This window comes from Jeotgalibacillus sp. S-D1 (genome assembly GCF_004358665.1).
In the GTDB taxonomy this organism is placed as follows: domain Bacteria; phylum Bacillota; class Bacilli; order Bacillales; family Jeotgalibacillaceae; genus Jeotgalibacillus.
Map to the genome: position 1 here is coordinate 716,260 of NZ_SMZR01000002.1, position 25,480 is coordinate 741,739.

General features: G+C 44.0%; 22 protein-coding genes. 18 read left to right on the forward strand and 4 right to left on the reverse strand.

The genetic code is table 11. From position 1 onward, the window contains the following. Positions 1 to 481: 481 nt before the first annotated feature. The 7 genes from argC to argF all read left to right on the forward strand — a co-directional run bounded on the left by argC (position 482) and on the right by argF (position 9,831). Entirely contained in the window at positions 482 to 1,513 is a 1,032-nt protein-coding gene (argC, locus tag E2R51_RS10505) for an N-acetyl-gamma-glutamyl-phosphate reductase (protein ID WP_165967197.1), read from the forward strand. Between the two features lie 17 nt (positions 1,514 to 1,530). After that, the gene (argJ, locus tag E2R51_RS10510; RefSeq protein WP_133376995.1) at positions 1,531 to 2,757 is read left to right on the forward strand and encodes a bifunctional glutamate N-acetyltransferase/amino-acid acetyltransferase ArgJ; all 1,227 of its coding nucleotides are present in this window, start codon (positions 1,531 to 1,533) and stop codon (positions 2,755 to 2,757) included. Beyond that, entirely contained in the window at positions 2,720 to 3,502 is a 783-nt protein-coding gene (gene argB / locus E2R51_RS10515; protein WP_133376996.1) for an acetylglutamate kinase, read from the forward strand. The genes argJ and argB overlap by 38 nt, the downstream gene beginning before the upstream one ends. Then, complete coding sequence (locus E2R51_RS10520; RefSeq protein WP_133376997.1) at positions 3,499 to 4,659, forward strand: acetylornithine transaminase; 1,161 nt, start codon at positions 3,499 to 3,501, stop codon at positions 4,657 to 4,659. The genes argB and E2R51_RS10520 overlap by 4 nt, the downstream gene beginning before the upstream one ends. 72 nt (positions 4,660 to 4,731) lie before the next feature. Then, the gene (locus tag E2R51_RS10525; RefSeq protein ID WP_133376998.1) at positions 4,732 to 5,793 is read left to right on the forward strand and encodes a carbamoyl phosphate synthase small subunit; all 1,062 of its coding nucleotides are present in this window, start codon (positions 4,732 to 4,734) and stop codon (positions 5,791 to 5,793) included. Further along, the gene (locus tag E2R51_RS10530; protein ID WP_133376999.1) at positions 5,786 to 8,881 is read left to right on the forward strand and encodes a carbamoyl-phosphate synthase (glutamine-hydrolyzing) large subunit; all 3,096 of its coding nucleotides are present in this window, start codon (positions 5,786 to 5,788) and stop codon (positions 8,879 to 8,881) included. The genes E2R51_RS10525 and E2R51_RS10530 overlap by 8 nt, the downstream gene beginning before the upstream one ends. Further along, positions 8,878 to 9,831: an ornithine carbamoyltransferase gene (gene argF / locus E2R51_RS10535; protein WP_133377000.1), complete on the forward strand. Its 954-nt coding sequence runs from the start codon at positions 8,878 to 8,880 to the stop codon at positions 9,829 to 9,831. The genes E2R51_RS10530 and argF overlap by 4 nt, the downstream gene beginning before the upstream one ends. Positions 9,832 to 10,111: 280 nt before the next feature. On the opposite strand, the gene E2R51_RS10540 is transcribed toward argF, so the two are convergent. After that, a complete protein-coding gene (locus tag E2R51_RS10540) occupies positions 10,112 to 10,861 on the reverse strand; it encodes an SDR family NAD(P)-dependent oxidoreductase (protein WP_133377001.1) in 750 nt (249 codons plus the stop codon). A gap of 138 nt (positions 10,862 to 10,999) precedes the next feature. On the opposite strand from E2R51_RS10540, the gene E2R51_RS10545 reads away from it, so the two are divergent. Beyond that, a complete protein-coding gene (locus E2R51_RS10545) occupies positions 11,000 to 11,407 on the forward strand; it encodes a DUF2500 domain-containing protein (RefSeq protein WP_240733038.1) in 408 nt (135 codons plus the stop codon). Between the two features lie 65 nt (positions 11,408 to 11,472). Further along, positions 11,473 to 11,949 (forward strand): hypothetical protein, encoded by a 477-nt coding sequence (locus tag E2R51_RS10550; protein WP_133377002.1) that lies wholly within the window; start codon positions 11,473 to 11,475, stop codon positions 11,947 to 11,949. 229 nt (positions 11,950 to 12,178) lie between these two features. Here the strand turns inward: E2R51_RS10550 and E2R51_RS10555 are convergent, their stop codons facing one another. The 3 genes from E2R51_RS10555 to E2R51_RS10565 all read right to left on the reverse strand — a co-directional run bounded on the left by E2R51_RS10555 (position 12,179) and on the right by E2R51_RS10565 (position 15,215). Beyond that, a complete protein-coding gene (locus E2R51_RS10555; RefSeq protein WP_133377003.1) occupies positions 12,179 to 13,279 on the reverse strand; it encodes a YflT domain-containing protein in 1,101 nt (366 codons plus the stop codon). Between the two features lie 222 nt (positions 13,280 to 13,501). Continuing rightward, on the reverse strand, positions 13,502 to 14,329 hold the full coding sequence (locus E2R51_RS10560) for an aldo/keto reductase (RefSeq protein ID WP_133377004.1): 828 nt from the start codon (positions 14,327 to 14,329) through the stop codon (positions 13,502 to 13,504). Between the two features lie 139 nt (positions 14,330 to 14,468). Beyond that, on the reverse strand, positions 14,469 to 15,215 hold the full coding sequence (locus E2R51_RS10565; RefSeq protein ID WP_133377005.1) for a Cof-type HAD-IIB family hydrolase: 747 nt from the start codon (positions 15,213 to 15,215) through the stop codon (positions 14,469 to 14,471). A 193-nt stretch (positions 15,216 to 15,408) separates the two neighbouring features. On the opposite strand from E2R51_RS10565, the gene E2R51_RS10570 reads away from it, so the two are divergent. The 9 genes from E2R51_RS10570 (at position 15,409) to E2R51_RS10610 (ending at position 24,872) form a co-directional block, all read left to right on the forward strand. Continuing rightward, a complete protein-coding gene (locus E2R51_RS10570) occupies positions 15,409 to 15,888 on the forward strand; it encodes a hypothetical protein (protein WP_133377006.1) in 480 nt (159 codons plus the stop codon). 259 nt (positions 15,889 to 16,147) lie between these two features. Continuing rightward, positions 16,148 to 17,143: a LacI family DNA-binding transcriptional regulator gene (locus E2R51_RS10575; protein ID WP_306462116.1), complete on the forward strand. Its 996-nt coding sequence runs from the start codon at positions 16,148 to 16,150 to the stop codon at positions 17,141 to 17,143. A gap of 21 nt (positions 17,144 to 17,164) precedes the next feature. Beyond that, positions 17,165 to 18,466 (forward strand): ABC transporter substrate-binding protein, encoded by a 1,302-nt coding sequence (locus E2R51_RS10580; protein WP_133377007.1) that lies wholly within the window; start codon positions 17,165 to 17,167, stop codon positions 18,464 to 18,466. Between the two features lie 496 nt (positions 18,467 to 18,962). Beyond that, positions 18,963 to 20,234: a carbohydrate ABC transporter permease gene (locus tag E2R51_RS10585; RefSeq protein WP_133377092.1), complete on the forward strand. Its 1,272-nt coding sequence runs from the start codon at positions 18,963 to 18,965 to the stop codon at positions 20,232 to 20,234. Positions 20,235 to 20,246: 12 nt separating this feature from the next. Continuing rightward, a complete protein-coding gene (locus E2R51_RS10590) occupies positions 20,247 to 21,068 on the forward strand; it encodes a carbohydrate ABC transporter permease (RefSeq protein WP_133377008.1) in 822 nt (273 codons plus the stop codon). A gap of 14 nt (positions 21,069 to 21,082) precedes the next feature. After that, positions 21,083 to 21,811: a ThuA domain-containing protein gene (locus tag E2R51_RS10595; protein WP_133377009.1), complete on the forward strand. Its 729-nt coding sequence runs from the start codon at positions 21,083 to 21,085 to the stop codon at positions 21,809 to 21,811. Positions 21,812 to 21,816: 5 nt separating this feature from the next. Then, positions 21,817 to 22,842, forward strand: coding sequence for a Gfo/Idh/MocA family protein (locus E2R51_RS10600; RefSeq protein WP_133377010.1), 1,026 nt, complete (start codon positions 21,817 to 21,819; stop codon positions 22,840 to 22,842). 8 nt (positions 22,843 to 22,850) lie between these two features. Then, on the forward strand, positions 22,851 to 23,891 hold the full coding sequence (locus tag E2R51_RS10605; protein WP_133377011.1) for a Gfo/Idh/MocA family protein: 1,041 nt from the start codon (positions 22,851 to 22,853) through the stop codon (positions 23,889 to 23,891). Between the two features lie 12 nt (positions 23,892 to 23,903). Then, positions 23,904 to 24,872, forward strand: a complete 969-nt coding sequence (locus E2R51_RS10610) for a sugar phosphate isomerase/epimerase family protein (protein WP_133377012.1) — start codon at positions 23,904 to 23,906, stop codon at positions 24,870 to 24,872. Positions 24,873 to 25,480: the final 608 nt, after the last annotated feature.

The following is a 25,480-nucleotide window of genomic DNA, read 5'->3' on the forward strand; positions in this document are numbered from 1 at the left end:
TTTTTTGTGGGGACGGCAGCATGAATTGACGCGACGGGCTGGATCGGCCAACGGGACGGGACGACCGATAAAAGAGAAATGTTGATCGATAAAATGCTGAAAGTGTACGATATCCTGCCAAAGCAGTACGATAAATATCAATTTCCCCTCCGCAGAACGATAAATCCGGAAACGTGAGCGATATATCCCGAAATCAGTGCGATAAAGCCTTAAGTTTGTTTGATATATTCACATAAGTGTTCGATATATTCATTAAAATGCATAAATGCTCCCTGCTTGTTGTAAGATTGCCCGAGAAAATTCACTATAGAAACTTCTTAAACACTCATTTACCAACGATTAAAATAGCAGTCTCCCACAAAATCAAACCTCACACAAATACCACAAATTAAATTAATTTTAAATTATTTATAAAAATACTGTTGATTTTATTTTTATACATACTATAATATGTCTATCTTATTTTTTCGGGGTGATGATTGTGAAGGTAGGAATAATTGGCGCTTCAGGATACGGAGGGCTGGAACTGATACGGCTTTTGCATGGCCATCCAGAAGTGGAGAAAATTGACCTCTTTACATCATCAGAGGAAGGAACAATTTTTTCTGATAAATATGCACATTTAATGAATATTTATAATGAACCGCTACATAAAATTAACCTTGATCATTTAGCGAGTTTAGATGTGGTATTCACTAGTACGCCAAGTGGCGTTTCAAGCAAACTGCTTCCTTCTTTAGTAGGAAAAGGTCCCAAACTCATTGATTTATCGGGAGATTTCCGATTGCCGGAAGATGAGTACAGGCAGTGGTATCAAAAAGATCCAGCTCCTGCTGATGCACTGAATCAAAGCGTGTACGGATTAACGGAGTGGAACCGGGAGCAAATAAAGAATGCTTCTATTATTGCAAACCCTGGATGTTATCCCACCGCTGTTCTTCTTTCTCTGCTTCCCGCCATTAAGCATTCGCTAATTGATGCAGCAGGATTAATCATTGATGCGAAAAGCGGGGTTTCAGGTGCTGGGAATAAACCGAATCAAATGGCGCATTTTAGTGAAGCAAATGAAAATCTATCAATCTACAAGGTTAACAAACATCAGCATATCCCTGAAATCGAACAGGGCTTTGGACTTTTTGCGGAGAAACAGCGACCCATTACCTTCAGTACACATCTTATTCCAATGACGCGAGGAATTTTGGCTGCAAGCTATGCGCCTCTCGCAGAAGGTGTGACTGAACAACAGTTAATTGACTGCTATCAAGATGTTTACCAAAACGAAGAGTTTGTTCGATTTAATACAACAGCATCCAAGTTCTCAACTAATCAGGTATACGGCTCGAATTATTGTGATTTGCAGCTTCACGTGGATCCGCGGACCAACAGGGTCACATTTGTTTCAGTCATCGACAACCTGGTTAAAGGGGCTGCCGGTCAGGCGATTCAAAATATGAATGTGCAATTTGATTTAGACGAATCTACAGGACTTAACGTCATACCATTATTTGTTTAATTTTAAGGAGGAGTAGCATGACCACTGTTTATCCAACAATCAAGCGTATTTCAGGAAATAATATCGCCTCTCCAATTGGTTATCAAGCCGCCGGTCTTCATTGCGGCATTAAGCATAAGAAAAATGATTTAGCTGTACTAGTAAGTGAAGTTCCTGCAAACGCTGCTGGTGTGTATACAACAAATGCTGTTCAAGCTGCGCCTCTGCTGATTACCAAAGAAGCAATTGCCGAAACCGGCAAGCTTCAGGCATTGATTGTCAACTCAGGAAACGCAAATGCCTGCACAGGAAAACAAGGTTTTATCGACGCAAAAAAAATGCAGCAGCTGACAGCTGATAAACTTGGCATCACAGCAAACCTGGTCGGCGTTGCCTCTACAGGCGTTATCGGTGAGAAAATGCCGATGCATTGCATCGAAGAAGGCATCCCTCGTCTGGATCCTGCTGCCGGATTAAAAGGCTCCATTGATTTTTCACAATCGATCCTAACCACGGATACTGTTTCAAAAAATACCGCCTACCGCGTTGAAATTAACGGGAAGACGGTCACGATTGCCGGTACTGCCAAAGGCTCCGGCATGATTCACCCAAACATGGCAACCATGCTTGGTTTCGTCACTACCGATGCTGCCATCGAGTCTGATCATTTACATGCAGCGTTAACTTCTGTTGTAGACCGTACATTTAATTCCATTACTGTCGATGGCGATACTTCCACAAATGATATGGTGGTTGTCATGGCGAACGGATTAGCAAAAAACGAACCGCTCTCCCCTTCCCATCCGGATTGGCCAGTATTTCTTCAGACACTTCTTCATGTTTGTGAGGATTTGGGTAAAATGATTGCAAAAGACGGTGAAGGTGCAACCAAATTAATTGAAGTTGAAGTGACAGGAGCTGTTTCAGATGCTGAAGCACGATCAATTGCAAAAACGGTTGTTGGATCTCCTTTAGTGAAAACAGCGGTGTTTGGGTGCGACGCGAACTGGGGACGAATATTAGCCGCGGTGGGTTACAGCGGTGCAACACTTGATCCTCAGGCGATACACATACAAATCGGCGGTACGACCGTTGTGGAGGGCGGAGAGCCTGCTCCTTTTTCAGAGGATGAATTGATTGAATACCTAAAGCAGCCCGAAATAAAACTAAAAGTCGATGTGAGCCAGGGGATGGGACACGGACTGGCCTGGGGGTGTGACCTGACTTATGATTACGTCCAAATCAACGCAAGCTACCGAACCTAAACCACTTACCGTTATTAAGCTTGGCGGAAGCCTGCTTGAGCAGCTGACTGCCGACTTTTACGTACAGCTTCTGGCGTTAAAAAACAGCGGCCACTCTATTGTGATTGTGCATGGAGGCGGCCCTGCGATTAATCAGCAATTAGCTGATCAAAATATTGAAACACAGATCAAAGACGGACTTAGAGTGACCTCAGAAAAAGCGGTGAAAATCGTTCAGTCGACTCTCGTCGGACTGGTCAACCCTTCTATTGTGCACCAATTAAATTCAGTTGGGATACAGGCAATAGGACTCAACGGGTTTGATGACCACCTGCTGGTATGTGATTATTTGGATCCCGACGTTTATCAATGCGTCGGTAAAATCAGAACAGTAAAACCCGAACTGCTGAGTATTCTCATCGAAAATGACTATGTGCCTGTTTTATCCTGCATCGGCACAACTGAAGGCGGCCAGGCGCTCAATATAAATGCGGATACAGTAGCAGGAAAAGTTGCCTTTGCACTGCAGGCAGATGAACTGCTTCTGGTAACCGATACACCGGGCATAAAAATTAACGACCTGACACAGCAGCACTCTTCCCCTGATCAAATTGCCAGCTGGATCGAATCCGGAGACATCTACGGCGGTATGATTCCCAAGGTAAAGGCAGCTCTTGAATGCATTGAGGCCGGAGTCTTATCTGTTCAAATCGTAGGGGAATCATTGCAGGGAACGACAATCTCAAGAGAGGCGGCCATAAATTGACTTCTTTATTCAATAACTATGCAAGACGTCCCATATCCATTGTCAAAGGACAAGGAACCATTGTGGAAGATCAGACAGGCAAATCCTATCTTGATTTTACAAGCGGAATTGCGGTGACCAATCTTGGCCATGCACATCCGGCCATTGTCGAGGCACTTCAAAAACAAAGTGAAAAACTATGGCATATATCTAATTTATTTGAAAGTCCCGCACAGGAAAAGCTGGCTGAAGCACTAGTGGCAGATACCCCGCTTGCACATGCATTCTTTTGCAACAGCGGTGCAGAAGCAAATGAAGCAGCGATTAAACTTGCCAGAAAGCACACACAGAAGCATGTTATCATCACCTTTGAAAAATCATTTCACGGCCGGACGTTCGGGGCTATGTCAGCAACTGGCCAGGATAAAGTAAAGCAGGGCTTCGGTCCTCTGCTGGAGTCATTCCGCAATGTACCGTTTAACGATATTGAAGCGCTAAAGAGTGCGGCCGGCGATGATACAGCAGCAATCATGATTGAAGTTATCCAGGGTGAAGGTGGCGTAAATGTATTGGATCAGGCCTTTTCCGATGCGATTAAGGAGATTTGTGAGGAAAAAGGAATTTTATTAATCGTTGATGAAGTGCAAACGGGCATCAGCCGCACAGGCACACGCTATGCTTATGAACAAACATCGCTTAAGCCTGATATTGTTACACTTGCGAAAGGACTGGGAAACGGCTTTCCAATTGGCGCAATGCTTGGCTCGCAGGAAATGTTTGAAACATTTGGACCTGGTTCACACGGAACAACATTCGGCGGCAACCCTTTGGCAGTAAGTGCCGCTCAAAAAGTGACTGATATCGCTTTTGAAAAAGCGTTTATCGATGAGGTAAATGAAAAAAGTGAATATCTTCTGCAGCTGCTTCAGCCCATTCTCGATTCAGGAGCTGTCAAAGCTGTTCGGGGAAAAGGATTGCTTTTAGGTATTGAATGTAATACAGAGGATGCTTCCGGCATTGTTCAAAAGGCAGAAAATGCAGGCTTGCTGCTGGTTCCGGCCGGTCCGTCTGTTATCCGCCTCCTTCCTCCTTTGACCGTAACAAAGCAGGAATTAGAGCAGGCAGCATCCATTTTGAAAACAATTATTCCATCAACTGTTTCAACTGCTCCTGAATAAGGAGTACTTTTTTACACATAAATGAATATTATTACAACTTAACTTATATTTATACATTAGGAGGCCTGAGAAATGAGAGGCACATTATCTCTTTCAAACGGAAAATCTTTTACTGGCAGCTGGAAGGGAACCCCTTCTGACGCACAGGGAGAAATTGTTTTTTATACAGGAATGACTGGATATGAAGAGGTATTAACCGACCCTTCATACCATGGGCAAATCATTGTATTTTCTTACCCGTTAATGGGTCAATATGGCATTCAAACAGCACATTTAGAATCAGCTAAAATTCAAGTCGCGGGCATTGTGGCGACTGAACTATACGAAGGTGAACTTGAGAAAGGCATTTCTTTAATAGAATTCGCTACTGCTCAGGGAGTGCCGCTAATGACCGGCGTGGATACACGGTCGGTCATTCAGGAAATCAGGGAGGATGGGACCATGCAGGCGGTAATCAGTCTTGAAGGAAAACCCCTTCCGCCCTGGGAGCCTATTCAAACATTTCTTGTACCGAATGTGACCTCTCCTTCCATTCAAACCTATGGCAGCGGAGAGCTTCATGTCGGTTTAATTGATTTTGGTTATAAAAAATCGATCTTAACTGCTCTTCTTAATCGAGGATGCATGGTGAGTGTATTTCCCTATACAGTTCCAACAAGCGAGCTCGACAGCTTCAATTTGGACGGTCTTGTTTTTTCCAACGGTCCCGGCGACCCATTTTCACTAAAGCATTATATCCCGACTTACCGAGATTGGATGGAACGATATCCGTCCCTTGGCATCTGCCTTGGACACCAATTGATTGCTCTCGCGTTTGGAGCCTCCACCACAAAGCTGCCATTTGGCCATAGAGGCGCCAATCATCCGGTTATGAACAGCAAAACAAACAAAGTCAGCATGAGCTCTCAAAACCACAGTTATGTAGTGGAAAAAGAAAACCTGCCAACATCACTCGGAGTCTTATACCGAAACGTGAATGATTCAAGCATTGAGGGCTTATATCATCTTAAGCTTCCGATTATGACGGTGCAGTTCCATCCGGAAGCGTCACCTGGTCCTGCTGAACATCATGAAGTGTTTGAACAGTTTTTTCTATCTATCGATCCTGAAAAGAAGGTGTATGTAAATGCCTAAACAAGATTCAATTAAAAAAGTTCTGGTTATTGGCTCCGGTGCCATTGTCATCGGTCAGGCTGCTGAATTTGATTATTCCGGCACGCAGGCCTGTGTAGCATTAAAAGAAGAAGGCATAGAAGTGATTTTAATCAACAACAATCCCGCTACGATTATGACCGACAGCTCAACAGCGGATCAGGTTTACTTTGAACCATTAACCGTTTCAAGCGTAACGTCAATTATTAAAAAGGAACGCCCTGACGGACTGCTTGCGACAGTGGGCGGCCAGACGGGTCTTAATCTGGCCATGGAGCTGACTGACAAAGGCATACTCGACCAGTACAATGTCAAGCTTTTAGGCACGGAAATCGAATCGATCAAACAAGCTGAAGACCGTGATGCGTTCCGATCCCTTATGAATAAGCTGAATGAACCTGTACCGGAAAGCGACATCATTTATTCGGTTGAACAGGGTCTTCAGTTTGCCGGCCAGATTGGCTATCCGGTAATCGTCCGCCCTGCTTATACGCTTGGAGGGTTTGGCGGAGGAATCGCTGAAACAGAAGCTGCGTTCATTTCCCTTTTGAAGCAGGGACTGAGTGCAAGCCCTATTAAACAGTGCCTGGTGGAAAAAAGCATTGCCGGCTACAAGGAAATTGAGTACGAGGTTATGCGGGACTCCGCTGGCACGTGTATTACGATATGCAATATGGAAAACCTTGATCCAGTCGGTATTCATACCGGCGATTCCATTGTTGTAGCTCCAAGCCAGACGCTGCATGACAAGGAATACCATATGCTGCGCACAGCTTCCATTAAAATTATCGAAGCTCTTGGCATTGTGGGCGGCTGCAATATTCAATTCGCTCTTCACCCTGAAACATCCGAGTATTTTTTAATTGAAGTAAACCCCCGGGTCAGCCGTTCATCTGCTCTTGCTTCCAAGGCTACGGGTTATCCGATAGCACGATTGGCGACAAAACTGGCAGTTGGCTATCAATTATATGAACTGAAAAATCCTGTTACCGGTACGACGTTTGCAAGCTTTGAGCCCGCACTTGATTACGTAACTGTTAAGATTCCAAGATGGCCCTTTGATCAGTTCACTGAAGCAAACAGAATGCTCGGCACTCAAATGAAAGCAACCGGTGAAGTGATGGCGATTGAACGGAATATGGAGGCTGCCTTTCAAAAAGCGATTCGTTCCCTTGATATAAAACTCGAGGGATTCAGGCTTCCTGCCCTTTCTTCCTGGAGCAATGAAGAGCTTCAGCACGCACTGGTCCACGCAGACGACAGACGATTATTTGTTTTAATGGAGTTGTTTGTCAGAGGAAAAGCACTGAAAGAAATCCAGCAGGAAACGGGAATCTCCCCTTACTTCCTGTCTGTTTTGCAAAAGCTTGTTTCGATAAAAAATGATCTGAAAGAGATTACCTGGACTGAAATAACAAAAGAACGCCTTCATCATGCTAAAAAACATGGCTTTAGCGATGCAGATTTAGCTAAACTTTGGCGCGTGCCAGCTCCTTTAATACGAAAGCAGCGAAAAGAATGGTCGATCACTCCATCCTATCGAATGGTTGATACCTGTGCTGCTGAATTTGAAGCAAAAACGAATTACTTTTATTCCACTTGGAATGGCCGTTCAGATGACAGAACATCCTCTGCTAAAAAGGTCGCGGTAATCGGCTCAGGGCCTATCCGTATCGGTCAGGGAATCGAGTTTGATTATTGCTGTGTACACAGCGTCATCGCGCTGCAGAGACTGGGTTATGAAGCGATCATGATTAACAACAATCCTGAAACAGTCAGTACTGATTATGAAGTAGCCGATGCACTATATTTTGAGCCGCTGACGACAGAAGATATTTTAAATGTGCTCGACTTTGAAGGCATCGATCAAGTGATCGTTCAGTTCGGCGGCCAAACATCAATTAATGTGGCACGTTCATTAGAAGAAGCCGGCATTACAATCCTGGGATCCTCTTCAGATACGCTTGACCAAATGGAAGATCGCGATCGTTTCTATACGTTCCTGGAATCCATCAATTTGCCGGTCATCCCAGGCTTTACGGCCAACCAGCCCGCCGAAATCTGGCAGGCTGTATCTTCCATCGGCTATCCGCTTCTGCTCCGTCCTTCTTATGTGATCGGCGGCAGCGGAATGATCAAACTAAACTCCGAGGAAGAACTGGATGCTTACCTGGCTTCAGCCAAAATTGAGTATCCTGTTTTAGTTGATCGTTTTATTGATGGAAAAGAAGTCGAAGTAGACGTACTGACAGATGGAAAAAACGCATGGATTTCTGCTGTATTTGAGCACATCGAAGGCACTGGGGTTCATTCGGGAGATAGTATTTCCATTACTCCTCCCCTTTCACTTCCGGCTAAAATGCTTGACTATGTATGCAATGTTTCTAAACATATCGCAGAAAAGATGGACTATGTCGGACTCTTTAATATTCAATTTGTCTGCCAGCATGACGGACTTTATGTCATTGAAATTAATCCGCGGGCATCCCGTACCGCACCAATCAGCAGTAAAGTAACAGACGTGCCGCTCGTCCAGCATGCGACCGCTTTAATGCTCGGCAAAACCTTTGATGAGTTAAATATCATGGCAGACTTTAACGGTCAGCGCCAATTTACCGTTAAGGCGCCAGTGTATTCCCATGTAAAACTTCCTGACCTCTCGCCTGCTCTGTCACCTGTCATGACATCAACAGGTGAAGTTATTGCTTCACACAGAGACCCTGGAATCGCGATGCACCAGGCCCTTGTTGGATCGAGCCAGCAGCTGGCTGATATTTGGGAGCCCGGAGGAAGCCTGTTTATTGAAGCTTCGTCTCTTCAGCGTATTGACGTAAAGGCATGGGAGTCATACGGATTTAAGATTATTTCTTCCAATAACCTGTCCTTTGAAAATTGGATGGAACGAAGTGATAAAAAAGGATATATCAATTTAAATACCGATGCTGCTGCAGTAAATGCAAAAATAGCAGCGATTCACCGATTGCATGTATGGACACGGCTTGAAACAGTTGAAGCCTTCCAGGGAACACTCGGCCAATCCAAAACAATTCATAAAGGAGTGCTGACATGAATTCTACCCACCCCTTGATACCGGCGATTAAACAAAAAGACCTGCTTTCATTAAAAGACTTTACAGCAAATGAAATTCTTGATTTGATCTACTTGGCTGTGGAGCTGAAAAAGCCTGAAAACAAGTATCTTCCTCTTTTAGAGGGGAAGGTGCTTGGAATGATTTTCGAAAAATCTTCCACCCGCACGCGCGTATCCTTTGAAACGGGAATGCTGCAGCTTGGCGGGCATGCCATGTATTTAAGCACGCGCGACATTCAAATGGGACGCGGTGAAACAATCGCAGATACAGCCCGCGTGCTGTCAGGCTATTTAGATGGAATAATGATCCGTACATTTAAGCAATCCACAGTGACGGAGCTTGCTGAAAACAGTTCTGTCCCTGTCATTAACGGGCTGACCGATGATTATCATCCCTGTCAGGTGCTTGCCGATCTGCTGACTATTTACGAGCACTTCGGAACTTTCCAAGGCAAGAAATTGACCTATATCGGAGATGGCAATAATGTAGCACATTCGCTCATGATCGGTGCAGCAAAGGTTGGGATGGACTGCACCATCGCAGCACCCGAGGGCTACTACCCCAAACCAGAGATGGTTGAGCTTGCTCAAGCCATTGCTGCTCATACAGGATCTAAAATTGAGGTTTTAACTGATCCTGTAAAAGCCGTACAGAATAGCAACGTTATTTACACAGATGTATGGGCAAGTATGGGACAGGAAGAGGAAGCATTAGAACGAAGAAAACATTTTGCTTCCTACCAGGTCAATGACGAGCTGGTGTCGCATGCGGATCCTGATTATATCTTTATGCACTGCCTTCCCGCCCACCGTGAGGAAGAAGTGACAGCTGCTATATTAGAAGGAGCACACTCTGTTGTATTTCAGGAAGCTGAGAACCGCCTGCACGCGCAAAAGGCTTTGCTGGCCGCTTTAATGACTAATAAATGAAGCTGGGGAAACCCGCCCTTACGAACAAGATTAGTTCGTAAGGGCATTTTTTATGAAGAAACGTTTTCTTTTATAATTACACCGTAAAATAGTGGAACTTAGGTTAATTGGAGCGGAAGGCGGGGACTCCTGCGGGTTGCAGCGTGACAGGTGAGACCCCGCAGAGCTGCAAGCTCGAGGAGGCTCACAGCACGCCCCGCGGAAAGCCTCCGCCTGCAGCGGAAATTAACCGGCCTCATTTAGGGAGTTGTCATTGTCCCCATTTCCCCCAGCCTATTTTCTAAATGCCCAGCGTATTTCCACCGTTTACGGAGATCGATTGCCCGGTTATAAATCTTGATTCTTCTGATGCCAGAAAAACAACGGCATTTGCAATGTCTTCTCCCTTTCCCACACGTCCAAGCGGAACCCCTTTTGCATAATTGCCCGGATCAATTCCCTCATGTCTTTCAACCGGGATAAAACCGGGATTAACCAAGTTCACCGTAATTCCATGCGGTCCGAGTTCATTTGCCCAGGATCTTGTCATTCCTAGTTGTGCAGATTTTGCTGTCACATAATTTGAAAAGTTAGGATTGCCCAGCTGAATAACCTCACTGCCGATCGTAATAATTCTTCCCTTTTTCCTTTTTTTCATAGCTGGCAGTACCGCCTTGGTAAGCAACAGAGGTGCTTTTACAAAAAATTCGAGCTGATCCATATAGTCCTGCCAGGAACTTTCTTCGATTGAAAGCTCAGGCTGCGGACCCGTCGCGTTATTGACCAGCACATCAACAGATCCCCCCGCTGTCAGTTCGATCTTTTCTACCATCTCCCTTACAGCGGCTTCTTCTGTCACATCTGCCTGAATAGCAAAAGCCCGTCCCCCCTCTTGTTGAATATGCTGTGCCGTCTTTTCTGCCGCTGTCCGATTATGGGCATAGTTGACAATAACCGTTGCCCCTGATTTACCCAAAGCTTCACTTATGAATTTTCCAAGCCCTCTTGAGCCGCCGGTAACTAAAACGATTTTCCCGCTGACATCATTCATTTGCTCACTCCCAATTGTATGTAAGTATTAATAAATCCTATCATACCGTTTATTAAAAATCTGAATTATTAGTAATTTAAGTTATATATAGGGATTCTGTATAATTAAATTACTAATCTTCAATTAGGAGGGGGAAAAATGTTTTTATTACTCCAGTTTACAGCCAACACTTCTTCTGACCTGATGTTTACCGGCGTTCCTATTTTCATAGCAGCTGTGTTTATCATCGTATTTGGCATCATCATATTTACTGTCTTCAAAGGTGTATCGGTATGGTCGACGAACAATCGGGCTCCACGTGAAACTAAAAAAGCGTTTGTATTAACCAAAAGAACATCCACCAATCACCATGTTGGAGGTAATCAGCGTTCTGCCAGCACTTCGTACTTCGTGACCTTTGAATTTACCAATGGCAATCGAAAAGAATTCCAGGTAAAAGGCACCGAATTCGGCCTGATGTCAGAGGGAGATACGGGTACACTTGATTTTCAGGGAACCCGTTTCCATTCCTTTGACAGAGAACTTACAACCTCCCAGCAACCATAGAAAGATTCAGCTCAAATGTGGTATACTAAATCAATTACAATATAAAGAACATGACCGGAGGCATTATGCTTACATTTGAAGAAAAATTAGCAATTTTTGAATCGTATCCTGAATTAACGAGAAATGATGTTTCATTAGGAAGAATTAATTTTCATTTTGAGGAAAGCAAACGGGATAAATCCATTGTCGTTTACCATCTTCATCCTAACGGAAACGCCTTTATTTTCGGAGGGTTTGTAAAAGGTTATAAAAAAAATAATAAGGGCATGATTAACGTCCGTGAATTTCCTGAAGAGGACATCCGTTTGGTAATTGAAAAATCCATTCGTTCCCTGTCAGAGGAACCGCAGGAGGAGCTTGCTGATTTCGAACCGCATGTGGAGGAAACATGGGGCAACCAGAACTTGCAAACACTGACATTAGTGAAAGAAGAGGATATGTGGAGCGTCTATGCAGGAAAGAATCTGGACGGAATCTTCACCACTTATAATGAAGCTGCTTCTTATCTTGAGGAAGAAGGCTTCACTAAAAAAAGATACTAAAAAAGAGGCGGGACAAATGTGTCTCACCTCTTCTAACCGGTTCACTGCGCTTTTAGGCGGACGCTTTCCGCAGGGACGGCGCTGAGCCCTCCTCAGGCTTTGCCTTACGGGGGTCTCAGCTTGCCGTCAAATCCTGCAGGAGTCGCCACCTTCCGCTCCGTTAACCTCATATTTGCAATTAAAAAGGCTCAATTCACATAACTTTGGAGTTATGTCCCAACCTCCTTAATTAAAACCGATCTTTATTTCTAAAGACTCGTTCTTCCTCAAGCAGTCTTCTTTCTTCTTCACTTTTATCCTTTTTATCTTTCGTTCTGCCAGTTTCATGGTTATGGCTGTTGACGTCCTTATCATCCTCTACGCCCTGGCCTCCCCATAAACGGTTTTCATCTTCTACCTGCTTTTCTTCATGGCGGTTACCGATATGAGTGTCATTGCCTACCCAAATGGTTTCTTCACTGGAATTTGAAATGGTGCCGGAATTGCCTTTCCCCCGGCTGTCAGGCGGCCATTCACTATTGTCGGATGATGCAGGTGCTTCCTGCTGCCCGCCTCCCTCCTGGTCAGGACGGATATCACTTCTTGGCGTTCCGGCATCGACAACATCGTCAGAGATTGTGCTGTTTGTCGCACTGTCCATACCCTTACTCTGATTATTCCTTGGGTCGTGAGTTTGATTATTATTGGCAGTTGAACCGATATTAATCCTCGGTTTTTCATTATTGTCTCTACGGCCTGTGTGTTCACCCGTGCTCGTACTGCTGGTCATGCCTTTACTTTCATTGCTGATACCGCTTGAACCGCTTGTTTCATTGCCAAATCGCTGTTTGTCTTCTCTTGATGGCTCAAGATTTTTGCCATGATCACTGCCGGGTTCTGTATGAGTCGGTTCACTTGTAAAGTTTGCACCTGCTGTTCGGTTATCTTCCAGCCCTGTAGGAGGAGCAATATTTCCGTCAACATAATTTGGACTTGTTTCTACTGCAGCTGTCTGGCCTGATTGATCAAAACCACTGTCTGCATACAGTAAAATAGCTCCATTATTGACATCATCGTAATAACGCTCCGCCGCTTCCCGCTCTAATCCCATGCGATGAAACGCTTCTCTTACAGGTGAATCACCCGTTACAAATGCTTTAAACTTATCCATCCAATTCCCCTCGGATGATTCAAGGTCCACATCTGTTCTTCCTCGTACTAACGAAAGTTCTTCTTTATCTCTTGCCATAGCATACATATCTTGTTCTGAGTATCCTTCTAATTTTAACTCTTCAATCTTCCTTAAAACTTCTTCTTGTGTTCTAAATGTTTCAACATATTTTCTAGACATCTGCCATTCCTCCCTGTCATGTTAAAAAATTTGCTGCTCGTTATTCTTAGTACATATTTACCCGATGAAATTAATTCGAAACAGCTCCAAGCGGTTGAATGTGGAAAATAATTCAAATGAACTATCCATACGATTATTTAAACTAATCCTTCCTTCTAGATCCATTTTTCCTGCATACAAAAAACCCCGAACAAATTAATGTCCAGGGTGTTACTTTAACGCCTATTCTTTATCCATTTCATTTGGATGCGGACCTTTACGCTCGTTGCGATCCAAATCATTAATGGTTCTCATTTCATCATCAGTTAATTCAAAATCGAAAACATCGAAGTTTGATTCAATTCTGGATGGCGTTACGGATTTTGGAATGACAATTGAATTGCTTTGCAGATGCCAGCGAATCACCACTTGAGCAGGTTCTTTGCCATACTTTTCTGCAATATTGCGAATTGCTTCATCTTTAAGTACTTCACCGCCCTGCATTATCGGGCTCCATGATTCTAAATAAATATCATTTTTCGCACAAAATTCCTTCATCTCATGCTGTCCAAGATAAGGATGGCACTCCACCTGGTTTACAGCCGGTTTAACGGTGCATTCGTCCATTAAACGCTGAAGGTGGTCAATTTCAAAATTACAAACTCCGATTGCTTTAACTTTGCCGTCTTCGTACAGTTTTTCCATTGCTTTGTATGTGTCGATATAACGATCCTTATCAGGCATCGGCCAATGGATCAGATACAGATCAACGTAGTCAAGACCAAGCTTTTCAAGACTTTCGTCAAGCGCTTTAATCGTTGTATCATAGCCCTGATCTGCATTCCAAACCTTTGTCGTAATGAAAAGTTCTTCCCGGGGTACACCTGATTCTTTAATGCCCTGGCCCACTCCCTTTTCATTCTGATAAATAGCAGCTGTATCAATTGAACGGTAACCTGTTTCAATTGCTTTTCTGACAGAGTCTGCTGCGACCTTGCCATCTTCTACCTGCCAAACTCCTAATCCAATTTGAGGCATTTCAAGTCCATTATTAAGCGTAATCGTATTCATCAGTAAACTCCTTTCGACAGTCGAAATTTTCTCTTATTCAGTATAAACGAGGTTGTTTTTACATGTCGATTATTTAGGCCTGCCTACTGAAAATACCCTTTTTAAGGAAAGTGAAAACCTGCTGAAGTGATACAAATCTTTATAACACAAACTTTTCTATTGCTTTGGCCACTCCATCTTGTTCATTCGTATCAGTGATCCAGTCGGCGGCATTCTTTACTGCCTGCTGTGCATTACCCATCGCAACGCCAATGCCTGCTTCATTGATCATCGCCAGATCATTTAAGCTGTCACCAACCGTCATCACCTCGTCCATGGTGATATTCAACCGCTCGCACACCTTTCGAATGGCTGCTGCTTTATTAATGCCTGCAGCATTTACTTCGATGTTCGTTTCACTTGAATTGGTGATTTCAAGCGCATTATTTAAGGTCAGCTCTTCGCGGATCGTTTCCCTAACCTCGTCGTCTTCAATATCAAAACCGAATTTTAACCATTCATGCTCCTCTAATCGTTCAGGGAAAGCCGTATTTTTATTCCATACGCCTCCGACAGTAGAAGACCAGAAATGCGTCTCATGCTTTTTGGCTAATTCGTACATCTGGTCTATATGGTCCACATCAATCATCGTGCGATCGACCAAGTTCAGATCAGAATCCCAAATCTCGCTGCCGTTTACAGTAATTAAATAGGAAGCTAAATCGAGCGATTCAACAATCTCCTGGCAGTTGATTAATGGTCTGCCTGTACTGACCATGACCTTTACACCCTGCTGCTGCGCTTTTTTAATTATTTTGCGCGTATAGTCCGAGATTGTGTGATCATTTTTCAGCAGGGTGCCGTCCATATCTAATGCAATTAGTTTTATTTTACTTTCTGGCTTCATCTTACAAGATGCCTCCTCTAAACTCTTATCCATTTTTCTCTTTGTAGTATAGCGTGATTAGGACATAAAATCGAACTGAAGCATTTGAGTGCTCCTCTTCTGTCTTTAAATAAATATTTCCATAGGAGCAGGATTTCTACATGATCTGTCAAATGTCTACTATAGAATGTATTTTTTAATTAGGAGGCTGACTATGCGTTTAAAAAAGAAAGTAAAATATACGCTTTATATTACCCTGCTAGTGATTATTATTATAATTTTTAACGCATCTGTTAGTTTCCCTTCCTACAACGCTAAATCTCTCGAAGCCTATTTGAATAACAACATCGCCCAGAAGACTGACGGAGGCATCATTACAGATGCATATAAAATTTATGGAGGAAATGATCAGGAGATGTATCTTTGGTACGGGTTTGAAGTGTGGAACAGGGAACAGCAGGATATTGAAGCCGGGGCATCCCTGCCCGTGGTTATTCAATTAAATGATCAAAATGAGCCAATCTCTCATGAAATTCCTGAAGACGGATCTAATTATACCAACAGCATGAAAGAGTTATTCCCGCTATATGTCCGCATACGAATGAATGATACAGACATGCCAGGATCTATTCGCCACTCCATTGATATGCAGCAGGATTCCCTGCCTCCATCAGATGATGATGAATCAGCTTAAATACGATTTTTAACACAGTCAAATGCGTTCACTTTTGTTTCCATCACAAGCAAAAGTGAGCTTTTTTATTGAGAAAATATAATAAAAACTGGTAAAAATCGCTTGAATCTAGCAAATAGCTGTCTTTTTCATCTGAATAAAAAAAGTATTTAGAATATTTTTATTTGCTATTGCATTTGTCATATCATTGTAATATGCTCAATATGTGAAAACGATTTCATAGATTCATAGTCTTATTTGGGGGTGTTCCTATAGGAGGGTGAGCGCGCTGTATACCATTAAAGATGTTGCGTCCAAAGCTGGGTTGTCACAGGCTACTGTCTCCAGAGTGATTAACAATCATCCTTACGTGAGTGAAGACAAAAAAAAGGCTGTTCAAAAGGCCATGAAGGAACTTGGATACGTTCCTAACTCTTCTGCACAACGGCTGAGAAACTTAAAAACAAAAAAAATAGCCGTTTTAGTGTCACGTATTGTAAACCCTTTCTTCAGCCAGCTGGTGGATGCCATGGAAAATCGGGCCGCTGTATGCGGATTTCAACTGATTTTGTGCAATACCAGAATTGATAAAGGAAAGGAACTGGAGTATTTTCAACTGCTTAAATCTAAACAGGTTGATGGAATTATTATGGCATCAGTCGAGAATCGCTGGGAAGTAATTGAGCCCTTTACCAAATACGGCCCGATTATCTATTGCAACGAATACGATCCTGAAGCCACCGTCATTCGGGTCAGACTCGACCAGGTTGAAGGCGGGTACATTGGTACAAAGCACTTACTCGAAAAAGGACACACAAAAATAGCTTATTGCCAAGGGAATGACAGCAGCGTTTCCGTTAATCGAAGAAAAGGTTATTTAAAAGCAATGACAGAATTTGGGATTGAACCGCTTGACGGCTGGATGTTTAAGAATATTTTCACCATTGAAGATGGCAGAAATATTTTCAGGCAGCTTAACCGTTTAACCGACCCCCCCACTGCCATTTTTACAGGCAGTGACGAGGTAGCTGCGGGTGTAATCAAAGAGGCGCAGCACCATTTGTGGAAGGTACCCGAACATTTAGCGGTGGTCGGCTTTGATGATCAGCCGATTGCGGAGCTGCTTGATCCGCAAATCACAACCATTAATCAGCATACATCTGATATTGGCTTCACTGCTATGGAGGTTATGCTTGAAATCATTAATAACGAGCGTTCAAATGACTCACAAGATATTATACTTCCCATTCGTTTAATTGAACGGCAATCAACTTAACTTTAAGGGGGCTTTCTTATTATGAAACTTTGGAATAAAAAAATTGCAGGTGTTTCGGTGCTTACAATGAGCCTGCTTCTCGCTGCTTGCAGTGATGACGCAGATAACGCAACCGAAGACACTGGTTCTGACGATAATTCATCAAAAGAGCAGGTAGAAATTGTCTATGCCAGCGGAGTTGATGTAACAGGGGCTACAGATGCTTTGATTGAAGCCTTCGAAAAAGAAAATCCAAATATTAAAATAAAACGCCAGGAAATGCCTGCTGATACTGGCACTTCACATGACCAGTATGTAACGACATTCAGCGGCCAAAGTGATGAAATCGATGTATTTGATGCGGATGTTATCTGGCCGGCTGAATTTGCTCAAGCTCAATATGCTCTTGAACTGGATCGGTTCATTGAAGCAGATGGCATCAACATGGATGACTTCTTCCCTGGAACTGTTCAATCAGGTAATTTTAACGGACGTCAATACGCAATGCCAAAATATACTGATGCAGGCCTTCTATTCTACCGCACGGACATCGTAGAAACGCCGCCAAAAACCTGGGATGAACTTTTCGAAATGGCCGGTGAACTTAATGGAGAAGCCGGGACTGAGTTTGGTTATCTTATGCAGGCAAACCAATATGAAGGTATGGTAACAAACGCAGTAGAATTTATCGCAGCCTATGGCGGTGAAGTGGTTAATGAAAACAATGAAGTAGTAGTAGACAGCCCGGAAACAGTGGCGGGTATCACGAAAATGGTTGAATTCGTTAACTCTGATTTTGTACCTAGCAATATCTTAAGCTTCCAGGAAACTGAAACAAACAACGCCTGGGTTGGCGGACAAGCAGTTTTTGCCCGCAACTGGCCTTACATGCAAAACACATCTAATGATGAAGAAGCATCAGAAGTAGCAGGAAACGTTGGTTTTTCTGTATTACCTGCAGGAGATGAGACCAACGCAGCCACACTTGGCGGATGGATGAGCATGATCAACCGCTACAGCGCACACCAGGAAGAAGCCTGGGAATTCGTAAAATTCATGTCCGGACCTGAAGGACAAAAAATCAGTGCAGTTGAAGGCGGACGTGCCCCAACAATTGAAGCACTTTACGATGATCCTGAAGTCCAAGAGGCAGCAGCATTGTTTGCGAACGAAGAGTTTGTAACCACTCTTCAAAATGCAGTGCCTCGTCCAGTATCGCCGATCTACCCGCAAATCACTGATATCATGCAAGTAGAACTTTCAAAAGCACTCGCACAGGACATCACACCAGAAGAAGCAGCCGCCAACATGCAAAGCAAAATTGAAGCTGCAATGGCAGAATAAAAGCGGAAGCGGGCGTTTAGGGGCGACAAGCACAAGGCAAGTGCGAACGGAAGGCCGATCTTTGCCTTCCGATCGTGCTTGACTTGTGACCTCGAGCCCCTGCCCGCTGCAGCTGGATAAAATAAAAGCGGAAGGCGCTCGTTCAGCCCCGACAAGCATAAGACGCGGTGGCCGAGTGGATGCTCTTTATCCACTTGGTCAGCGTGGCTTATGACCTCGAGGGGCTAGCGCCTGCAGCTGGATAACGTAAAAGCGGAAGCGGGCGTTTAGCTTCGACAGACGTAAGACGCGCAGCCAATTAGGCGCTCTTTGCCTAAATGGCTGCGTGACTTACGATCCGAGAAGCTGCCCGCTGCAACTGGATAAAATAAAAGTGGCAACACACCAAAAACTTAACAAAAGGGGGGGTGGATCTTATCACCTCCCCTTTCTATTAACGAAGAAGTGGGTGATACAATTGAAGTTTTCGCTAAATGAAAAGCAGCTTGGCTATCTTATGGTGGCGCCAGCACTTATTCTTGTTATCCTGGTTACCTTATGGCCGGTTGCCCAATCTTTTTACAACAGCTTATTTGATTACCGATTGAATGACCCTTCCCGATCTGAAAGATTTCTTCAGTCCAATATGGATTTGGAACGCTATGCTAATGATTATTTTTATCTTTCCAGAGATTTAGGAGATTTAGCTGGTCAATCACCAGACGATGCTGCAGCTGTCAATGAAATTCGTGAAGGTATCGAAACCTATCACGAAGAGCTTTTAGCAATGGATGGTGTTGGAGAGCAATACGAAGAAGTAGAAACATTGATTGCTTCATTCACCGCTATTTCAGACCGGGATTTAAAATATGCCAAGGTCGAAAATGAATGGGCTGGTGATTATAAAGAATTCCTGGCTACGGCTCAAGAAGATCTTCTGGCTTTAGCTGAAGGATCCTCTGATGAGGCAGTTACAACCACCGCATCAAATGTTGCAGGATCAATTGAATCCACAAACAAAGCCATTATCGAATCTAACTTTATTGGATTAAATAACTACAGCCGCTATCTTCAAGACGGACGCATGTGGCAGTCATTATCCAATACCTTTGTCTTTACGATCGTCTCAGTCGGTGTCGAGCTTATACTCGGATTAGCCATAGCCCTCCTTATTAACCGAACATTTTCCGGACGCGGAATCGTACGTGCTTCCGTTCTTATTCCCTGGGCCATCCCAACAGCGGTTGCTGCAATGATGTGGGGATTTTTATACGATGGCCAAACGGGTATCGTTGCTCATTACTTTGAACAATTTGGTTTGATAAAGGACGCTTCCGTTCTGCTGTCAACAAGTGCAGGCGGCATGTTCTCCGTTATCTTTGCAGATGTATGGAAAACGACGCCATATATGGCCCTGCTTTTACTCGCTGGCCTTCAGACCATTCCAGGCTCTCTTTACGAAGCCGCTGAAGTGGATGGCGCCAGTAAGTGGCAGCAATTTTGGAAGGTTACCCTCCCATTATTAAAATCCGCAATTCTTGTAGCCCTATTATTCCGTACATTAGATGCTTTCCGCGTCTTTGACCTGATCTATGTTTTAACAGGCGGAGGACCGGCAAACTCTACTGAATCAATATCGATTTATGCTTACATTACACTATTCTCGCAGCAAAATTTTGGAGCAGGTTCAGTTCTTTCTGTCATTGTATTCTTATGCGTTGCCCTGCTTTCAACACTATTTATAAAATTCATCGGGTCTGATCTGTTTGCTGGAAGATCAAATCGATAAGGAGGAATCAAGATGAACAAACGTGCAGGTTTTGGTTTTTATATCTTTCTGGTCGTGTTTGTATTTTTCGTGATGTTCCCTTTCATCTGGGTTTTCCTCACGTCGATCAAACCGCCTGGTGAAATTTTTAATAATTTTAATTGGTTCACAGCAGATCCTTCTTTGGCATCTTATGAAAACGCGCTGACGAATCGTCCCCTGGTACGTTATATGACGAACAGTTTTGTCGTTTCAACTTTAACAACCATTATTGCAATTGCATGTGCATCAGTTGCTGCTTATGCCCTGACCCGTCTTCCAATTAAATTTAAAGGGCTTATTCTGGGAACTATTCTTGCAGCATCCATGTTTCCGCAAATTGCGATTATCTCACCAATCTATAACTTTATTACATCAGTAGGTCTTCGCAACAGCTATATGGGGCTTGTCATTCCCTATATCACGATCAGCCTGCCGCTTGCGATTTGGATTCTGTCAACCTTCTTTCAAAAGATTCCTTGGGAGCTTGAAGAATCTGCTAAGCTTGACGGAGCAACACCATTTCAAACGTTTAGGAAGATTATTTTTCCGCTTGCAGCGCCTGGTGTATTTACAACTGCCATTCTTGTTTTTATCGCTGCATGGAACGAATATCTTTTTGCCCTTACCATTAACACAGAAGACACATGGCGTACAGTGCCAGTAGGAATCTCCTTCTATCAGAGTCAATTCACAATTCCTTGGGGAGATATATCGGCTGCTACTGTTCTTGTGACCATTCCTATTGTTATACTGGTATTGATTTTCCAAAGAAGAATAGTTGCTGGATTAACTTCCGGCTCAGTAAAAGAATAAAGGGAGTGTTTTGAATGAATGTAACAGTATGGAATGAATACCGACATGAGAAAAACAATGAAGAAGTAACGAAAATTTATCCGGATGGTATTCATCAGGTGCTGGCATCAGCCCTTGGCGAACAGGGATATGACGTTAAAACAGCTACGCTTGACGAGCCTGAACATGGCTTAACGGATGACGTGCTTAACAATACGGATGTCCTTTTATGGTGGGGCCATGTGGCACACGATGAAGTTGACGATGAAATTGTTGAAAAAGTCCAAAAACGGGTATGGGAAGGAATGGGACTGATTGTCCTTCACTCCGCCCACTTCTCCAAAATCTTTAAAACATTAATGGGTACGGGCTGCGACCTGAAATGGCGTGAAGCCCAGGAAAAAGAACGTCTGTGGGTTGTAGATCCAAGCCACCCTATCGCGGAAGGCATTGGAGAATACATTGAACTTGAAGAAGAAGAAATGTACGGTGAACACTTCGACATCCCTGCACCGGACGAACTTGTTTTCTTGAGCTGGTTCCAGGGCGGAGAAGTTTTCCGTAGCGGCGCGACATTCAAACGCGGCAACGGGAAGATTTTCTACTTCCGTCCAGGCCATGAAACGCACCCAACTTATTATAATAAGCAAATTCAAAAAGTAATTGGCAATGCGATTAAATGGGCTGCACCGACTACACGCGACTATCCTGTGTACGGAAATGCAAAGCCATTAGAAAAGCTTGCGGGCTACAAGGAGGAATAAGTTTCATGAGAAAGCTTAAAATTGGCGTTGTAGGCGCAGGAAGCATTGCTTCGAAAAGACATTTACCAGAGTATGCTGAAAACAAAAACGTTGAAATTGTAGCAGTTTGTGATATTAATGAACAAAGGGCAAAAGAAATCGGGGTTAAATTCGGTGCCGCTAAAATTTTCAGTGACTATCATGATCTTTTAAAAGAAGATTTGGATGCTGTGAGCGTCTGTACGCCAAACTATCTCCACGCCCCTGTTTCCATCGCAGCCCTTGAGGCAGGAAAACACGTTCTTTGCGAAAAGCCAATGGCAACGAGTGAAGAAGAAGCGGACCAAATGATTTCAGCTGCCGAGAAAAGTGGTAAAACACTGATGATCGGCCATAATCAACGGCTCGTCGAATCTCATCAGCAAGCAAAGAATTGGCTTAAAGAAGGCAAATTCGGCAAGGTGTACAGCTTCAGAACAGCCTTTGGCCACCCTGGTCCCGAAGCATGGAGTGCAGACGGAGCAGAAAGCTGGTTCTTTAAAAAAGAAGAAGCCTTCATTGGCGCCATGGGCGATCTGGGTGTTCACAAAACAGATCTGCTGCGCTATATTTTAGGTGAAGAAATGGTTGAAGTAGCCGCAATGGTAGAAACCAGTGCAAAAGATCACGCCGATGTTGACGATAATGCAGTATTGATTCTGAAAACAGAAAGCGGCATTATCGGTACCCTTGCAGCAAGCTGGGCGTATAAAGGCAAAGAAGATAACTCAACTGTGATCTACACGGAAAAGGGTGTATTGCGACTGGAGGATGACGAAAAGCATTCTGTTATTTTCCACAAGCATGATGGAACGAGAGAAGAACTGAGCCTGGGACAAATTCAATCCAATGAAGAAGGCGGACAAGTATCCACTGGCGTTATTGACCACTTCGTAGACTCGATTTTAACAGGGAAAGCTCCGTTAATTACCGGTGAAGAAGGCAAAAAATCTTTGCTTGTTATTTTAGGGGCACTGAAATCAGAGGAAACGAAACAAATCGTAAAGTTATAGGTGATAAAATGGAAAAGTTAAGAATGGGATTAATCGGAGTTGGAGGGATTGCCATATCGAGGCACCTCCCCTCCTTTCTGGCGTTAAAAGATCATGTGGAAATTACAGCGGTATGTGATGTGAACCAGGAACGCGCGGAAACTGTAGCAAATGAACACGCGATTCCCTTTCACACCACACAGTACGAAGAAGTATTCCAGCATGTAGACGCGGTGACAATCTGCACACCAAACAAATTTCACGCTGAAATTTCGATTGCAGCACTGAATGCGGGCATTCACGTACTTTGTGAAAAGCCAATGGCAATGTCTTCAGCAGAATGTGAAGAGATGATTGAAGCAGCCAACAAAGCGGATAAAATTCTGATGATTGCCTATCATTACCGCTACACCAAAGAAGCCCGCGCAGCAAAACGATTTATAGACGAAGGTGAAATCGGCCGGCCGCTCGTTTCCCGTGCGCAAGCGATTCGCCGACGCAAAGTGCCAGGCTGGGGCGTTTTTACAAACAAGGATCTTCAAGGAGGCGGAAGCCTAATTGACTTTGGCTGTCATTTCCTTGATCTGTCTCTGCATCTAATGGAATTTCCGGAAATTGCAGAGGTATCCGGCGCTACATACAATGAACTCAGCCGTCAGCTGGATGTGGTCAATCAGTGGGGGTCGTTCGATCCTTCCACGTTTGAGGTTGAAGACCATGCTACTGCATTTATTAAATTCAAGGACGGGGCCACCCTCCTCTTTGAAACATCCTGGGCAGCTAACCTGGCTGATGACCAGGAAACCGTCAGCGTATCAGGTACAAACGGCGGTCTTGACGTGTTTCCGTTAAAGCTCTATCAGGCAAAATACGGTATGCTCCTTGACCAGAGTGCTTACTGGATTTCAGATGACGAAAATCCAAGCCTTCCTCAGGCAGCCAATTTCATCGAAAGCTGCCGCGGCCGTCAAAAACCACTTGTAAAACCTGAGGAAGCATTAATCGTCTCAAAAATAATCGAAGCTATTTATGAAAGCAGTGAAACTGGCAAGGCAATTTCGTTCACTTAAGGAGGAACAGCAATGAAACTAGGAGTATTTACAGTACTATTTGCACAAAAACCTTTTGAAGAAATGCTTGATTATGTAAAAGAGTCAGGTCTGGATGCAGTAGAAATCGGCACAGGCGGTTACCCTGGAACAAACCATTGTCCGATTGATGAGCTGCTTGAAGACGAGGGCAAGCGAAACCAGTATTTAGATGCTGTCATTTCACGCGGTCTTACAATCAGCGCGTTCAGCTGCCACGGAAACCCGGTAAGCCCGGATCCGGAATTCGCCAGAGAAAGCGACGAAGCCCTGCGCAAAAGCATCAAGCTTGCTCAATTAATGGGCGTTCCTGTCGTTAATACGTTCTCCGGAACACCTGGTGCGGATGCAGAGGCAAAATTGCCAAACTGGCCTGTAGCTCCATGGCCAAATGAATACGGTGATGTTCTGACTTGGCAGTGGGAATCGAAACTCATTCCTTACTGGAAAGAAATTGGGGAAATCGCAAAAGAAGCCGATGTGAAAATCGGACTTGAACTTCACGGAGGATTCTCTGTCCATACACCCCATACCATGCTGAAACTACGCGAAGCAACAAACGAATACATCGGGGCCAATCTTGACCCAAGCCATCTATGGTGGCAGGGAATCGACCCGGTAGGCGCCATCAAAATCCTAGGAAAAGCTGGTGCGATCCACCATTTCCATGCCAAGGATACTTATATTGATCAAGATAACGTCAACATGTATGGCTTAACAGATATGCAGCCTTACAGCGAAATCCAAACACGCGCATGGAACTTCCGCACAGTCGGCATGGGCCATTCCGCTGATGTCTGGGGAAGTATCATCAGTGCACTTCGCACTTATGGCTACGATCATGTTGTCAGCATCGAACACGAAGACCCGATTATGAGCATTGAAGAAGGCTTTCAGCGGGCAGTTACAACGCTTAAATCAGTAAATATCAAAGAGCAACCAGCCGAGATGTGGTGGCTGTAAACGTTAACTAGTCGGGATTCTAAGGAGTTCCAATTCATGAAACTGCACTGGTGAGATGGCTTTTTGGAGCCATTTTGCCAGTGTTTTTTTGTAGGTTCAGGGGGTGGGGAGGTTTCGGCTGCGGACTTTTGGCGGTGAGCTTCGGGGAGGTTGGGGCGGAACTTTGAGCGGGGAGGTTTCGGCGGCTTTATCAATCATCTTTCCGAACTTATCAATCACCTTTCCACTTTTATCGAACATTTCACAACAGATATCGATCACTTCTCAACTTTTATCGATCATCTCCCTCCTCCCACGCATTTTATCGAACTTCTTTCACGTTTTATCTAACATTTTTACAGGATACCGATCATCTTTTTGGTTATATCGGTCGCGGCCTCCTTACTGTGGCGCCTGGGCCTCATTCACTGGAACCGCAGAACGGGGATCACGGAAACGAGGACCACGAGTACCGTTTTTATCGATCATCTTTCCGAACTTATCGATCACTTTTCCACTTTTATCGAACATCTCACAACAGATATCGATCACTTCTCAACTTTTATCGATCATCTCCCTCCTCCCAAGCATTTTATCGAACATCTTTCACGTTTTATCTAACTTCTTTT

Excerpts from the sequence above, each read along its gene's own strand:
- argJ (WP_133376995.1), top strand. The coding sequence starts at position 1,531 with ATGACCACTGTTTATCCAACAATCAAGCGTATTTCAGGAAATAATATC.
- argB (WP_133376996.1), top strand. The coding sequence starts at position 2,720 with ATGATTACGTCCAAATCAACGCAAGCTACCGAACCTAAACCACTTACC.
- E2R51_RS10525 (WP_133376998.1), top strand. The coding sequence starts at position 4,732 with ATGAGAGGCACATTATCTCTTTCAAACGGAAAATCTTTTACTGGCAGC.
- E2R51_RS10530 (WP_133376999.1), top strand. The coding sequence starts at position 5,786 with ATGCCTAAACAAGATTCAATTAAAAAAGTTCTGGTTATTGGCTCCGGT.
- argF (WP_133377000.1), top strand. The coding sequence starts at position 8,878 with ATGAATTCTACCCACCCCTTGATACCGGCGATTAAACAAAAAGACCTG.
- E2R51_RS10540 (WP_133377001.1), bottom strand. The coding sequence starts at position 10,861 with ATGAATGATGTCAGCGGGAAAATCGTTTTAGTTACCGGCGGCTCAAGA.
- E2R51_RS10545 (WP_240733038.1), top strand. The coding sequence starts at position 11,000 with ATGTTTTTATTACTCCAGTTTACAGCCAACACTTCTTCTGACCTGATG.
- E2R51_RS10550 (WP_133377002.1), top strand. The coding sequence starts at position 11,473 with ATGCTTACATTTGAAGAAAAATTAGCAATTTTTGAATCGTATCCTGAA.
- E2R51_RS10555 (WP_133377003.1), bottom strand. The coding sequence starts at position 13,279 with ATGTCTAGAAAATATGTTGAAACATTTAGAACACAAGAAGAAGTTTTA.
- E2R51_RS10560 (WP_133377004.1), bottom strand. The coding sequence starts at position 14,329 with ATGAATACGATTACGCTTAATAATGGACTTGAAATGCCTCAAATTGGA.
- E2R51_RS10565 (WP_133377005.1), bottom strand. The coding sequence starts at position 15,215 with ATGAAGCCAGAAAGTAAAATAAAACTAATTGCATTAGATATGGACGGC.
- E2R51_RS10570 (WP_133377006.1), top strand. The coding sequence starts at position 15,409 with ATGCGTTTAAAAAAGAAAGTAAAATATACGCTTTATATTACCCTGCTA.
- E2R51_RS10580 (WP_133377007.1), top strand. The coding sequence starts at position 17,165 with ATGAAACTTTGGAATAAAAAAATTGCAGGTGTTTCGGTGCTTACAATG.
- E2R51_RS10585 (WP_133377092.1), top strand. The coding sequence starts at position 18,963 with ATGGTGGCGCCAGCACTTATTCTTGTTATCCTGGTTACCTTATGGCCG.
- E2R51_RS10590 (WP_133377008.1), top strand. The coding sequence starts at position 20,247 with ATGAACAAACGTGCAGGTTTTGGTTTTTATATCTTTCTGGTCGTGTTT.
- E2R51_RS10595 (WP_133377009.1), top strand. The coding sequence starts at position 21,083 with ATGAATGTAACAGTATGGAATGAATACCGACATGAGAAAAACAATGAA.
- E2R51_RS10600 (WP_133377010.1), top strand. The coding sequence starts at position 21,817 with ATGAGAAAGCTTAAAATTGGCGTTGTAGGCGCAGGAAGCATTGCTTCG.
- E2R51_RS10605 (WP_133377011.1), top strand. The coding sequence starts at position 22,851 with ATGGAAAAGTTAAGAATGGGATTAATCGGAGTTGGAGGGATTGCCATA.
- E2R51_RS10610 (WP_133377012.1), top strand. The coding sequence starts at position 23,904 with ATGAAACTAGGAGTATTTACAGTACTATTTGCACAAAAACCTTTTGAA.